The sequence below is a fragment of the Arthrobacter sp. B0427-1-12 genome, from assembly GCF_059092905.1.
Genome location: NZ_JBNHIC010000028.1, coordinates 14,183 through 28,198, shown reverse-complemented (window position 1 = coordinate 28,198; position 14,016 = coordinate 14,183). Strand labels below are relative to the sequence as shown.

The 14,016-nt window shown below is 67.4% G+C and carries 11 protein-coding genes; 10 read left to right on the top strand and 1 reads right to left on the bottom strand.

The features are described from left to right. Nucleotides 1-184: 184 nt before the first annotated feature. From AC5RWU_RS15990 to AC5RWU_RS15945, 10 genes are all read left to right on the top strand, one after another. On the top strand, nt 185-1,780 hold the full coding sequence (locus tag AC5RWU_RS15990; RefSeq protein ID WP_494028907.1) for an acyl-CoA carboxylase subunit beta: 1,596 nt from the start codon (nt 185-187) through the stop codon (nt 1,778-1,780). After that, the gene (locus AC5RWU_RS15985; RefSeq protein WP_494028876.1) at nt 1,777-2,121 is read left to right on the top strand and encodes an acyl-CoA carboxylase subunit epsilon; all 345 of its coding nucleotides are present in this window, start codon (nt 1,777-1,779) and stop codon (nt 2,119-2,121) included. The genes AC5RWU_RS15990 and AC5RWU_RS15985 overlap by 4 nt, the downstream gene beginning before the upstream one ends. Nucleotides 2,122-2,187: 66 nt before the next feature. After that, nucleotides 2,188-3,888, top strand: a complete 1,701-nt coding sequence (locus AC5RWU_RS15980) for a DUF885 domain-containing protein (RefSeq protein ID WP_494028908.1) — start codon at nt 2,188-2,190, stop codon at nt 3,886-3,888. 210 nt (nt 3,889-4,098) lie between these two features. Continuing rightward, nucleotides 4,099-5,526, top strand: coding sequence for a dicarboxylate/amino acid:cation symporter (locus AC5RWU_RS15975; protein ID WP_494028877.1), 1,428 nt, complete (start codon nt 4,099-4,101; stop codon nt 5,524-5,526). 120 nt (nt 5,527-5,646) lie between these two features. Further along, the gene (locus AC5RWU_RS15970; RefSeq protein WP_494028878.1) at nt 5,647-6,030 is read left to right on the top strand and encodes a GNAT family N-acetyltransferase; all 384 of its coding nucleotides are present in this window, start codon (nt 5,647-5,649) and stop codon (nt 6,028-6,030) included. Nucleotides 6,031-6,059: 29 nt separating this feature from the next. After that, the gene (locus AC5RWU_RS15965) at nt 6,060-6,350 is read left to right on the top strand and encodes a hypothetical protein (RefSeq protein WP_494028879.1); all 291 of its coding nucleotides are present in this window, start codon (nt 6,060-6,062) and stop codon (nt 6,348-6,350) included. 135 nt (nt 6,351-6,485) lie between these two features. Then, nucleotides 6,486-7,112 carry a TetR family transcriptional regulator gene (locus tag AC5RWU_RS15960; protein WP_494028880.1) on the top strand — a complete coding sequence of 209 codons (627 nt, stop codon included), beginning with the start codon at nt 6,486-6,488 and terminating at the stop codon, nt 7,110-7,112. A 43-nt stretch (nt 7,113-7,155) separates the two neighbouring features. Beyond that, nucleotides 7,156-9,669, top strand: coding sequence for an MMPL family transporter (locus AC5RWU_RS15955; RefSeq protein WP_494028881.1), 2,514 nt, complete (start codon nt 7,156-7,158; stop codon nt 9,667-9,669). 83 nt (nt 9,670-9,752) lie between these two features. Continuing rightward, nucleotides 9,753-10,493, top strand: a complete 741-nt coding sequence (locus tag AC5RWU_RS15950; protein ID WP_494028882.1) for a Maf family protein — start codon at nt 9,753-9,755, stop codon at nt 10,491-10,493. Nucleotides 10,494-10,640: 147 nt separating this feature from the next. Next, nucleotides 10,641-12,452: an acetyl/propionyl/methylcrotonyl-CoA carboxylase subunit alpha gene (locus AC5RWU_RS15945; protein ID WP_494028883.1), complete on the top strand. Its 1,812-nt coding sequence runs from the start codon at nt 10,641-10,643 to the stop codon at nt 12,450-12,452. Nucleotides 12,453-12,540: 88 nt separating this feature from the next. Here AC5RWU_RS15945 and AC5RWU_RS15940 read toward each other — a convergent pair whose 3' ends face one another. Further along, a complete protein-coding gene (locus tag AC5RWU_RS15940) occupies nt 12,541-13,944 on the bottom strand; it encodes an MFS transporter (RefSeq protein WP_494028909.1) in 1,404 nt (467 codons plus the stop codon). Between the last annotated feature and the right edge of the window lie 72 nt (nt 13,945-14,016).

Below are 14,016 nucleotides of genomic sequence, written 5' to 3'. Positions count from 1 at the left end.
ACGGGTAACAACAGCCTCCCAGCTAAGGTGTCGGGTACGAAATTGTAGGATCCCTACAGCAGTCAGGGGTGTTTGGCTCATTAGACTTGATGGAACGCCCGTCTTTTTGTGCGAAACCTACTTAAGCACCCAGGACGTCGCGCAGGACCCCATGTCGCCGATCCCTCCGGAGAGCTAATTGAGCATTGACCAGGATCAAATCATTGATCTGCAGACAACGGCCGGCAAGCTTGCGGATTTCCGCCGCCGGCAGGCTCAATCCCTGTTCCCTTCGGGCGCCGAAGCCGTCGATAAGCAGCATGCCCGGGGCAAGCACACCGCCCGCGAGCGCATCGAACTGCTTCTGGATCCGGATTCCTTCGTGGAGTTCGACGCCCTGGCCATCCACCGGTCAACGGCGTTCGGCATGGAAAAGAAGAAGCCCCTCGGCGACGGCCTCGTCTCCGGCTACGGGACGGTCGACGGCCGGCCGGTCGCGGTCTACAGCCAGGACTTCACCGTCTACGGCGGCTCGCTGAGCCAGGTCAACGGCGAGAAGATCGTCAAGGTGCAGGAATTCGCCCTGCGCAACGGCTGCCCGGTGATCGGCATCCTGGACGGCGGCGGCGCGCGGATCCAGGAAGGTGTGGCATCGCTGGCCATGTTCGCGGACATCTTCCGGAATAACGTGCATGCCTCCGGCGTCATCCCGCAGATTTCGCTGATCATGGGCCCGTCCGCCGGCGGTGCGGCCTACTCCCCGGCGCTGACCGACTACGTCGTGATGGTGGACAAGACGTCGCATATGTTCATCACCGGCCCCGATGTCATCAAGACGGTGACCGGCGAAGATGTGGACATGGAGACGCTCGGCGGCGCCCGGCAGCACAATGCCACCACCGGAACGTCCACCTACCTGGCCGTCGATGAGCAGGACGCCATCGAATTCGTCCGTGAGCTCCTGGACTTCCTGCCCTCCAACAACCTCAGCGAGGCGCCCCGGACCGACTTCGCGGAGGACCTCGGGGTCAACGAGGATGATCTGGCGCTCGACGCCCTGGTGCCTGATTCCGCCAACCAGCCCTATGACATGCGCACCGTCATCGAGGCCATAGTCGACGACGGCAATTTCCTGGAAATGCAGGCACTCTACGCGCCGAATGTCATCATCGGCTACGGCCGGGTCGAGGGCCACACCGTCGGTGTCGTCGCGAACCAGCCGCTGCAGTTCGCCGGGACACTCGACATCAACGCCTCGGAGAAGGCGGCCCGGTTCGTGCGCCACTGCGACGCCTTCAACATTCCGATCCTGACCCTCGTGGACGTGCCGGGCTTCCTGCCGGGCAAGGACCAGGAATTCAACGGCATCATCCGCCGCGGCGCCAAGCTTCTCTACGCCTACGCCGAGGCCACCGTGCCGAAGCTGACGGTCATCACGCGCAAAGCCTACGGCGGAGCGTACATCGTGATGGGCTCCAAGAAGCTGGGCGCCGACATCAACATTGCGTGGCCGACCGCCCAGATCGGCGTGATGGGCGCCCAGGGCGCGGTGAACATCCTCTACCGCCGCGAACTGGTCGCCGCGGCCGACACCGGAGCCGACGTCGATGCGGTCCGCCAGGGCTTCATCGCCCAGTACGAAGAGGAACTGCTGAATCCCTACCAGGCTGCCGAGCTCGGCTATGTCGACGCCGTGATCGCCCCGTCCGAGACGCGCGTCCAGATAGTGCGCGGCCTGCGCGCCCTGCATGAAAAGCGCGCCACCATGCCCCACAAGAAGCACGGAAACATTCCGCTATGAGCACAGCACTGGCACTACCACGCACAACGCCGGCACCCGCCTTGCAGGAGCCGCCCGCCTCTGCGGATCCGCAGCCGGCCCGCGGCCCTGTCCGCCGGCAAGCCGCGGAAGCAGCTGCGGCGGGTCCGGAGGCCGCGGCCGGCGCGGCACCGCTGTTCTCCGTGACCCGCGGCAATCCGACGGACGAGGAACTGGCGGCGCTGACCGCCGTCGTACTTGCCTTGCAGGCCGGGGAGCCGGCGGCGGCACCGGGTGTCCGCCGCCGCACCGTCCGGCGGAGCGAACTGCTGCGGCCCTTCCGGCCGCACGGCCCCGGAGCCTGGCGGCACACCTTCCGGTAAGCTCGGCCTGTGAGCAACGAGACACCTGCCGACGATATTGATCCGTTCCCGCTTCGGGGCCTCGCGCTGCCCGGGGACGTGCCCCGGCAGCCGTCCATCATCGACGAAGTAGCCAATGCCTACACCGGCGAACTGCTGGAACTGGACCCCGGATTCGCCACCGTTCTTGGCTTGCCGGGCCGTGAGACGGAATACCGGGACTACTCCCCCGCCGGCTTCGAGGCCATGGCGGAGGCAGCCCGCGAGACGCTGGGCCGGCTCGAGGACCTGGCGCCGATGGACACGGTGGACCGGGTCACCCTGGACGCGATGCGCGAGCGCCTTGGACTGGAACTGGAGATCCACGAAACTGGACTGGATCTGTCCATGCTCAACAACATTGCTTCGCCGGCGCAGGAAATCCGTGAAATCTTCGACCTGATGCCCACGGACACGGCGGAACACTGGAGCCATATCGCCGGGCGGTTGGCCAACGTTCCCGATGCCATCAGCGGCTACATCACTTCCCTGCGCGAGGGACAGTCCCGCGGCCTGGTGGCCGCTGCCCGACAGGTGAACGCCGTCGTCGAGCAGGCCAACCGCTTCACCGCGGACGGCGGCTTCTTCGACAACCTGGCGGCCCAGGCCGAAACTACGGCGGGCGGCCGGCAAACGGAACATGCCCTCCCCGCGGAGCTCAAAGCCGAGCTGCGCGCCGGCGCCGAGGCCGCCAGGACGGCGTACCGCCACTTGGCCGCCTTTCTGCAGGACGAGCTGCTGCCGCATGCACCGGAAGCAGATGCCGTGGGCCGCGAACGCTATGCCCTGATGTCGCGGGTATTCCTCGGGTCCGCCGTGGACCTTGAGGAGACCTACCAGTGGGGCGTCGAGGAGCTGGACCGGATCATCGCCGAACAGGAGGAAGTGGCCAACCAGATCAGGGAGGGCGCGTCCATCGAGGAAGCCATGAAGGCCCTGGACGAGGATCCCGGGCGCCAGCTGCATGGCACCGAAGCGCTGCGGGAGTGGATGCAGGATCTTTCCGACCAGGCGATCACGGACTTGGCCGACACCCATTTCGACATCCCGGACATCATGCGCGTGCTCGAATGCCGCATTGCGCCCACCAATGAAGGCGGCATCTACTACACCGGGCCCAGCGATGATTTCTCCCGCCCCGGGCGCATGTGGTGGTCCGTCCCGGAGGGCGAGGACACCTTCACGACCTGGAAGGAAACGACGACGGTCTACCACGAGGGCGTGCCCGGCCACCACCTGCAGGTGGCAACGGCAACCTTCCGGCGCCACCTGCTGAACAACTGGCGCCGCAATGTCTGCTGGGTCTCCGGCCACGGTGAAGGCTGGGCCCTGTACGCAGAACGGCTGATGGAGCAGCTCGGCTATCTCAAGGATCCCGGGGACCGGCTGGGCATGCTGGATGCCCAGCGGATGCGGGCTGCGCGGGTGGTATTCGACATCGGCGTCCATCTTGGCCTGCCGGTCCCGGCGCGCTGGGGCAGCGGCACCTGGACTCCGGAGAAGGGCTATGAGTTCCTGCGGCAGAACATCGCCATCAGCGAAGGCCAGCTCAAGTTCGAGTTCACGCGCTACCTCGGCTGGCCGGGGCAGGCACCGGCCTACAAGATCGGCCAGCGGCTCTGGGAGCAGATCCGGGACGAGGTCAAGGAGCGCGAAGGCCAGGAGTTCAATCTCAGGAGCTTCCACTCCAGGGCACTGAACCTGGGTTCGGTCGGCCTCGACACCCTGCGCCGCGCACTGCTCGGCTGACCCCCCGGTGGTTGAGCGAGGTCCTGGCGCGCCTCCCTCAACCACCGGGACCAAGTGGAGGTTCGTCACAATTGGGCCGGGAATAAACCTGCACAGCCGCGGAATGGCGCGCTATGAGCGCCCAAGGCAACGGCCCGCCCTCGGACGCCATCCTTCATATTTCGTAATCTCCGCTCCAATCTGCTAGCAGTGTTCACCTACAGTCTTGGAGTGACTTCCTCAACGCAGGCCAAAACCGGCCGTTCCCTGCCACGCTGGGCCACATCCTTCGGACCGCAGATCATCGCCGCCCTGGTCGTCGGGCTGGGCCTCGGACTCGTCGCCAAATCCCTGGGTGATGCAAACGGTGAACCGAATTGGCTCACCGCCACGCTGACCACCATCGGCTCCAGCTACGTGTCGCTGCTGAAGGCCGCCGTGGTGCCGCTGATCTTCACCGCCGTCGTCAGCTCCATCGCCAACCTGCGCGCGGTGGCCAACGCCGCGAAGCTGGCCTGGCAGACGCTGCTGTGGTTCGCCATCACGGCCTTCATTGCCGTGGTCATCGGCCTGGGACTGGGCCTGGTGCTGCAGCCGGGTGCCACCGCCTCCGGTGAGGCCCCCGATGCCTACACCGGACGGACCGGCGACTGGTGGGCGTTCCTGACCGGCCTGTTCCCGTCCAACTTCCTGGGCCTGGAGGCCGCCAGCAAGGTCGCGGAGTCCGGGGCCGTCACCACCAGCGTGAGCTTCAACGTCCTGCAGATCCTGGTGATCTCCATCGCCGTCGGCATCGCCGCCCTGAAGGTGGGCGCGCCGGCCGAACCGTTCCTCAAGCTCAATGCCTCCGCCCTGGCCGTGATCCAGAAGGTGCTGTGGTGGATCATCCGCCTGGCTCCGATCGGCACCGTGGGCCTGATCGGCAAGGCTGTGGCCACCTACGGCTGGGACACCATCGGCTCGCTGAGCATGTTCACGGTCGCCATCTACGCCGGCCTGGCACTGGTGCTCTTCGTGGTCTACCCGGTGCTGATCCGCGCCCATGGGCTGTCCATCAAGCAGTGGTTCTCCGGCGCCTGGCCGGCCATCCAGCTGGCATTCGTGTCCCGCTCCTCCATGGGCACCATGCCGCTGACGCAGCGGGTGACCGAGCGGAACCTCGGCGTGCCCCGCGCCTACACCGCCTTCGCCGTGCCGCTGGGGTCCACCACCAAGATGGACGGCTGCGCCTCGATCTACCCGGCCATCGCCGCGATCTTCGTGGCCCAGTTCTTCGGCATTGAGCTGAGCATCGCCGACTACCTGCTGGTTGCCGTCGTCGCGGTCCTCGGTTCCGCCGCGACCGCCGGCACCACCGGCGCGACGGTCATGCTGACCCTCACGCTGTCCACCCTGGGGCTGCCACTGGAGGGCGTGGGCCTGCTGCTGGCGATCGATCCGATCCTGGACATGGGCCGCACCGCGGTCAACGTCGCGGGCCAGACCGTGGTCCCGACGATCGTTGCCCGGCGCCAGGGCATCCTGGACCTGGGGCTGTACAACGCAGCGCGTACCGGCGATCCCTTCGCCGACGACGTTGCGGAAACCGCAGCGAACGACGACGGCACCAGCGTCCGCGATGCCGGTGCGGCCAAGGTGCCGGCCGGCACAAGGTCCTAGCCAACGCAATGTCCTAGCGGACGGTTGCTCTTCCAAGACGCCGGCCTGCCTCCGGGATGGTCACAGATCGCCCGCCGGTGGGTCGGCGTCCTGCGTTCGATATGACGGGCGACAATAAGTGTGCTTACTATTAGGCCACCCGACCCAGGCAGTACTGACGCACACCAGGAGGAGCCCATGCCCACCGTTCTGAACAACCACGCAGCATCCCGGCTCGAAATCTACGAAGAGGGCGAGCTGGCCGGCTTCGTCCGCTACCGCACCCACGACCGCGGAATCTGGTTCCTGCGGACCGAGATCCTGCCCCATTTCCAGGGCCGCGGCGTGGAGGACATCCTGATCAGCCACGCCCTGGGGTCAACGCGCCGCCGGCGGGTGGCGGCGCTGCCGTTCTGCCCCGCCATCCGGAAATTCATGTCAAGCAACCGCGAATTCGTCCGCCTGGTGCCCTCCGACTGGCGGCGCCGCTTCGGCCTGCCCGGCCTGGCTGCGGCAGCAGCCTGAACCCCTGAATCCACCGAAAGGATCAACACATGGCCACTTTCCTGAAGATTGACAACGGCGCGGCAGCGCTGAATGTCGCCACGATCGCCGCTTTTGAAATCAGGGACCAGTCCGAGGGGGCCGGGGGCGATACCTATGCGATCGACTTCCAGACCATCGCTTCGCCGCGGATGTTGCCGCTGCTCGAGGGATTCACACGGGACGAAGCCGCAATGGCGCTGGAAGCACTGCTGAAGTCCATAGTCGAGGCGACTCCGGTTGGCGGCGTGCTGGACCCCGAGGCCATCGCCCTGCGCTTCAGGAACTCCAGTCGGCCATAATTCGGAACCAAGGGGGCGCACCACCGAGGTGCGCCCCCTTTCCCGTGCCCGTACCGGTTCGATCCGCACCCAGCAGGCCTGTCGGCACCGCAAGCTTTAACTTGCACTCAGTGCAATTGCACTTAGTGTAAGACGGTGACTTTGACACCGGAGGTTCCCGACGGCGTGTCCCGGCGCGAGCTCAACAAGGCGGCGACCCGCCGCGCCATCGCGGAGGCCACCTTGGCCCTTGTCCGCTCCAGGGGCATGGGCCAATTCACCGTCGATGACATTGCCGGCGCGGCCGGCGTCTCCCGGCGAACCTTCTTCAACTACTTCCCCAGCCCCGAGGCGGCCCTGGCCGTTTCCACCGAAAGCTTCCTGGACACCGCGCTGGCCCAGTTCCATTCCCGTCCGGCGGACGAACCGCTGGTCGAATCGGCACAGCAGGCCCTGATCGCGCTGGCTGATCCGATGCACCTGGCCACCATGGCGGAGGTGTACGGCATCGCGGTCAACAATCCCCAGATGTACCGCTTCCAACTGGAAGCGTGGGACAACTGCTCAGAAAAGATCGTCGACGCCATCCGGCAGCGCCCGGGCGCCAACAATGACCCGCTGTACATCAGCGCGCTCGTGGGCTCGGTGCTCTCCTGCGGCCAGGCCGCCCTGGCTGAATGGTTCCGCCGCCGCGGGAACGATGTCAGTGCCGAATCCCTCGCCGTCCTGCGGCAATTGCTCATCGATGTGATGGGCCACCTGCGCCACGGTTTCGCGCGCTGAATCCACCACCGCCACCAACCCTTCTCGAGAACGGTTAGCATCCATGGCCTCCCTCCTCTACAAACTCGGACAGTTCTGTTACCGCCGCCGCTGGTGGGTCGTCGCGTTCTGGACGGCCCTGGCCCTGGGCGTGGGCGGCGCGGCAGCCGCCTTCCACGGCACCATGACCAACAACTTCACGATCCCGGGGACCGAGACCCAGCGCGTCCTGGACCAATTGCAGCAGGATCTGCCGGAAGCGGCCGGCGGCACAGGGGCGATCGTCTTCCGGTCCGATGGCACGGACTTCACGGCCCCGGAGGAAGATGCCATCCGGCAGGCGCTGGACAGCCTCGCCCAGCTGCCGGACGTCCAGTCCGTCCTCAACCCCTTCGATACACAGGCCCAGCTCAACGCCGGCGCCGCCCAGGCTGCCGACAGCCGGGCCCGGCTCGAGGCCGGCAAGGCCGAGCTCGCCGCAGGCCAGCAGGCGCTGGAGGCGCAGCAGGCCCAGCTGGCTGCTGCCGCGGCGGCCGGTATGCCCGGACTGGAGCAGGCCCAGGCCCAGCTGGACGCCGGGCGCGAACAGCTCGACGCCGGCGCCCGCGAAATCGTCGCCAACGAAGAAGCGCTCGCACTGGCGGAGCGCAAGCTGGAGGCGGCCGCGGAGATGCGCTTCGTCTCCGAACCCGCCGGCGACGGCCAGGTGGCCCTGAGCCAGGTGCAGTTCACCGAATCCATCAACGCCATCACGCCCGAGGTCCGGCAGGAGGTCCAGGCTACGGTGAACGAGGCGGCGGAGGCCGGCGTCGAAATCCACTTCAGCAAGGACATCACCGAGGACGTCTCCCAGATCTTTGGCACCGCCGAGCTTATCGGCGTGGCGGTCGCCGCGCTGGTGCTGCTGCTGATGCTCGGCACGCTGGTGGCCGCCGGGCTGCCGCTGCTGATGGCCATCATCGGCGTCGCCGTGGGCGTCGGCGGCACCTTCGCGCTGACCGGCGTCATCGAGATGACCTCCATCTCCCCCATGCTGGCGCTGATGCTGGGGCTGGCCGTGGGCATCGACTACTCGCTGTTCATCGTCAACCGGCACCGCACGCAGGTGCTGCAGGGCATGCCGATGGGCGAATCCATTGCGCGCGCCACGGGCACCAGCGGCAATTCGGTGCTCTTCGCCGGACTGACGGTCGTCATCGCGCTGGCTGCGCTGGCGGTTCCGGGCCTGCCGTTCCTCACCGTCTTGGGGCTGGCGGGCGCCGCCACCGTGGCCGTCGCCGTGATCGTGGCCCTGACCCTGACTCCGGCGCTGCTGGGGCTGATCGGGACCCGGCTGGTCTCCCGGCGGGCCTGGGCCAAAGCCCGTGCGGCCGGGGGTGCCGGCACGCAGGCGGCCAAGGCTGCCGCAGACCGGACCCGCGCCGCGCGCGGCTGGGGCGCCTTCGTCACCAAGCACCCCGTCGCGACCCTGGCCGTCAGCGTCCTGGCGCTGGCCGCCGTCGCGCTTCCGGCCGCCCAGCTGCGCGTGGCGCTGCCCGACGGTGGGTCCGAACCCGAGGATTCCACCGCCTACCAGGCGTACAGCCTGATGGGCGAAGCGTTCGGCGAGGGCATCAACGGGCCGATCGTGGTGGTCGGCGAACTGCCTGCCGGGCTGGATCCCGCCGAGTCGGAGAACCTGCAGTACGACGTCGCGGACCGCCTGCGCGCGGTGGAGAACGTGCCCGCGGCGCTGCCCGCTGCCGTGAGCGACGACGGCCGGACCGTGGTCTTCCAGGTCATCCCGGCCGAGGGTCCCGCCAGCGCCAGCACCGAGCAGGTTGTCGCGGACCTGCGGGCGGAGGCGGACGACGTGAAGGAGGCCACCGGCGTCGAAATCGGTCTCACAGGGCAGACGGCGGCCAATGTGGATGTGTCCGGGAAGCTGACGGAGGCCATGCCGCTGTATCTGGGGATCGTGGTCGGGCTGTCCCTGGTGCTGCTCCTGCTGGTGTTCCGGTCCATCCTGGTGCCGGTCCTGGCCACCGGCGGCTTCCTGCTCTCACTCGCGGCCAGCTTCGGCGCCGTCGTCGCGGTCTACCAGTGGGGCTGGCTGGGCGAAATCTTTGAAGTCCACAATCCGGCGGCCGTGCTGAGCTTCCTGCCGATCATCCTGATCGGCGTACTCTTCGGCCTGGCGATGGACTACCAGGTGTTCCTGGTCTCCGGCATGCGCGAATCCTACGCGCAGGGCGAGGACGCGAGGACCGCCGTCCGCACCGGCTTCAGCCACGGGGCCAAGGTGGTCACGGCCGCGGCGATCATCATGACCTCGGTCTTCGCAGGCTTCATCTTCTCCCACCTGACCATGGTCCGGCCGATCGGGTTCGGCCTGGCGTTGGGCGTGCTGGTGGATGCGTTCGTGGTGCGGATGACCATCATCCCGGCGGCGATGCATCTGCTGGGCAAGTCGGCCTGGTGGCTTCCGCGCTGGCTGGACCGGATCCTGCCCGATGTGGATGTCGAGGGCGCCAAGCTGGCCGCCGCGCCGGCGGCTGGAACTGAGCCGGAGCGGGAGCTGGAGGACGCCAGGGCCTAGCGAGCGTCCCGACGGCGGCTCCCAGGCCGGGGGCCGCCGTCGTACGTCTTCATCCGTCCGGCACGTCGCATACGCTAGAGGACGTGACCAAGCTGATCCTCGCCTCCGCCTCCCCCGCCCGCACCAAGCTCCTGTCCGACGCCGGCATCGCCCATGCCGTGCTGGTCTCCGATGTCGACGAGGACGCGGTCACCGCCAAGTACGGCGTCACGGACCCCCATGACACCGCCCTGCTGCTGGCCCGCGCCAAGGCCGAGGCCGTGGCCGCGCTGCCGGAGGCAGAGGGAGCACTGGTCCTTGGCTGCGATTCGGTCTTCGAGTTCGAGGGCCAGGCCCACGGCAAGCCGTATACGCCGGAGGTCGCGCGGGAGCGTATCCGCCGCATGCGCAACAACAACGGGATCCTGCACACCGGCCACTGGCTGATCGACTGCCGCCCCACGGAAGCGGAGTTCGAGGACGAAGACCCGGAGGCCGAGCCGCTGGACAGCGCGGAGCACGACGGCGCCACCGGCTCGGCCGTCAAAGCCACCGAAACCGCCGCGGACACGGACGCGATCGAGGAGTTCGGCACCGGCGCAACTGTGGGAGCCGTCGCCAACGCCGCCGTCTACTTCGCGGATATGACGGACGCCGAGATCGACGCGTACATTGCCACCGGGGAGCCGCTGCACGTCGCCGGCTCGTTCACCATCGACAGCCTGGGCGGGGCCTTCATCACCAAGGTCGACGGCGACCCGCACACCGTCGTCGGCCTGAGTGTCTCCACCCTCCGCCAGTTGCTGGCCCACGCCGACGTCCAAATCACCGATCTCTGGCAGTAGGCTCCCGCACCCGGGCGCAAAAGGCGACCTCCGCCGTCGTTGTAGCTTTCCTACAAATATTCAGGCGGCAACACGCAACCACCGCGTGGATCATGGGCGAAACCTTCAAAATAGCGTTAGGCTCGCCTGAGATAAGAAGGAGCCATAGTGACCAACCCTGAGTCCTTTACACCCAGCATCACCAAAGTGCTGGTTGCCAACCGCGGCGAAATCGCCGTCCGTGTCATCCGCGCAGCCCGGGACGAAGGCATCGCTTCCGTAGCCGTCTACGCGGATCCGGACCGCGACGCCCTGCACGTCCGGCTGGCGGACGAGGCCTATGCGCTGGGCGGCACCACCGCAGCCCAGTCCTACCTGGTCATGGACAAGCTCCTCGAAGTGGCCGTCCGCTCCGGTGCGGACGCCGTCCACCCCGGCTACGGTTTCCTGGCCGAAAACGCCGAATTTGCGCAGCGCGTGATCGACGCCGGCATCACCTGGATTGGCCCGTCGCCCGAGGCCATCTCCGCGCTGGGCGACAAGGTCCGCGCCCGCCACATCGCCGAAAAAGTCGGCGCTCCCCTAGTTCCCGGCACTGCGGATCCGGTCAAGGACGCCGGCGAGGTCCTCCGCTTCGCGGACGAATTCGGCCTTCCGGTTGCCATCAAGGCGGCCTTCGGCGGCGGCGGCCGCGGCATCAAGGTCGCGCGCACCCGCGAGGAAGTCCCCGATCTCTACGAATCCGCCGTCCGCGAGGCCACCGCCGCGTTCGGCCGCGGCGAGTGCTTCATCGAGCGCTTCCTGGACGCACCCCGCCATGTGGAGACCCAGTGCCTGGCGGACGCGCACGGCAACGTGGTGGTGGTCTCCACCCGCGACTGCTCGCTGCAGCGGCGCAACCAGAAGCTCGTCGAGGAGGCGCCCGCGCCGTTCCTGACGGAGGAGCAGAACAAGCGGCTCTACGAATCCTCCAAGGCCATCCTGAAGGAAGCCGGTTACCTGGGCGCGGGCACCTGTGAATTCCTGGTCGGCCAGGATGGAACGATCTCCTTCCTGGAGGTCAACACCCGCCTGCAGGTGGAGCACTGCGTGTCCGAGGAAGTCACCGGAATCGACCTGGTCCGCGAGCAGTTCCGGCTGGCCCGCGGCGAGGCCCTGGGCTACGACGACCCGGAAATCCGCGGCCATTCGTTCGAATTCCGCATCAACGGCGAGGACCCGGGCCGCAACTTCATGCCCGCCCCCGGGACGGTCGAAGCCATCAGGCTTCCCGCCGGCCCGGGCATCCGCGTGGACTCCGGGATCGAAGCCGGCGAGGTCATCAGCGGCAACTTCGACTCGATGCTGGCCAAGCTGATCGTCACCGGCGCTTCCCGCGAGCAGGCGCTGCAGCGCTCCCGCCGCGCGCTGGCCGAACTGCGGATCGACGGCATGCCCACTGTTGTCCCGTTCCACGAGGCCGTGGTTGCCGATCCGGCCTTCGCCCCCGCGGAGGGCCCGTTCTCGGTCCACACCCGCTGGATCGAAACCGAGTTCGTCAACGACCTGCCCGCCTGGGTGCCTGGCGGCACCACTGAAACGGACGACGCCGACGAGCGGCAGCGCGTGACCGTCGAGGTGGGCGGCAAACGGCTGGAGGTCACGCTGCCCGCAGGCCTGGGCGTGGGCGCCGCTGCGTCCGGCGCGGCCGCAGGGTCCGGCAAACCGGGCAAGGCAGGCAAGACGAAGAAGCGCGGACGCAGCTCGGCCCCCGCCGCAGCCACTGGCAATGACCTGGCCTCGCCGATGCAGGGCACGATCGTGAAGGTGGCCGTAGCCAACGGTGACGTGGTCGCGGAAGGCGATCTCGTCGTCGTGCTTGAAGCCATGAAGATGGAACAGCCGCTGACCGCGCACCGCGCCGGCACAGTCTCCGGCCTGTCCACCTCCCCCGGCGACACCGTCTCGGCGGGCGCCGTAGTGGCCACCATCGCGGACTGACCGCCTGCACCCCGCCCGCAACCCCGCGGGTATTAAGCGCCAGGGGCCGGACTTCCACGGAAGTCCGGCCCCTGCTGCGTCTGGAGTTCTAGCTGCTCTGGTTCTCGTAGTCCACGTTCTTGGTCTCCTTGCTCAGGAACAGGGCGACCAGGGTCAGCACGGCGGCAGCGCTGAGGTACACGCCCACCAGGAACGTGCTGCCGCCGGCGGCCTGCCACAGGGCAACGGCGATGAACGGTGCCACGGCCGCGCCCAGGATGGAGGAGAAGTTGTAGGCCACGGCCGAACCGGTGTACCGGACGTTCGTGGGGAACAGCTCGGGCAGGATCGCGCCCATGGGGCCGAAGGTCAGGCCCATCAGCGTGAAGCCGAGGATCAGGTGGGCCATGGTGCCTGCGAAACCGCCGTCGAACAGCGGGACCCACAGGAAGCCGAAGATGAAAATGCCGGCGGTGACCCAGAGCAGGGTCTTGCGGCGGCCATACTTCTCCGCCAGCGGACCGGCGACCAGGGTGAAGATGCCGAAGAATACGACGCCCACGATCAGCATCAGCAGGAAGTCGTTGCGGGCGTAGCCCAGGCCCTCCGTGAAGGTGGACGGGTCGAAGGCCTTGCCCGCGGCTTCAGCCTTGGCAGCAGCCTCTTCCTCAGTCCGGGCGGCGGTGCCGTAGGACAGGGTGAACGTGGTCATCAGGTAGAAGAGCACGTAGGTGGCCAGCATGATGAACGTGCCCAGGATGAGCTGCCGCCAGCTGGTCTTGAGCATGCGGCCGAAGGGCAGCTTGGTGACCTCGCCCTTGTCCACGACCTTCTGGAAGGCCGGGGTTTCCACCAGCTTCAGGCGGACCCACAGGCCGATGATCACCATGACCGCGCTGGCCAGGAACGGAATGCGCCAGCCCCAGGCCATGAAGGCGTCGTTGTCCAGGTTGATGCTCAGAATCAGGAAAAGGGTGTTGGCAAGGATGAAGCCGATCGGGGCACCCAGCTGCGGGAAGGTGCCGTAGATGGCGCGCTTGTTGGCCGGTGCGTTTTCGGTGGCCAGCAGTGCCGCGCCGCTCCACTCGCCGCCCAGCGCCAGGCCCTGCGCGAAGCGCATCAGCACCAGCAGCGCCGGCGCCCAGAAGGCCCAGCCCTCAACCTTCGCGGTGGGCAGGCAGCCGATGAGGAAGGTTGCGATGCCCATGGTCAGCAGCGAAGCCACCAGCGTGCCCTTGCGGCCGAACTTGTCGCCGAAGTGGCCGAAGACAATGGAACCGACCGGGCGCGCGATGAACGCCACACCGAAGACCGCGAAGGAGCTCAGAAGGGCATAAATGCCTTCCGTGTTCGGGAAGAACAACGCCGGGAAGACCAGGACGGCCGCGGTGGCGTAGACGTAGAAATCGTAGAACTCGATCGAGGTGCCAATAAGGCTGGCTACGATGACGCGTCCGCGCGAATTCGCCGGCGCCCCAGGCGCAGTCGGTTTGACTGGTGCCGCTGATGACATGTTGGATACAGCTTTCACTATGGGTCCCTGCCCGCTCGTGGGGCCAGGGGGTCTGAAACGAAAAATCGACCC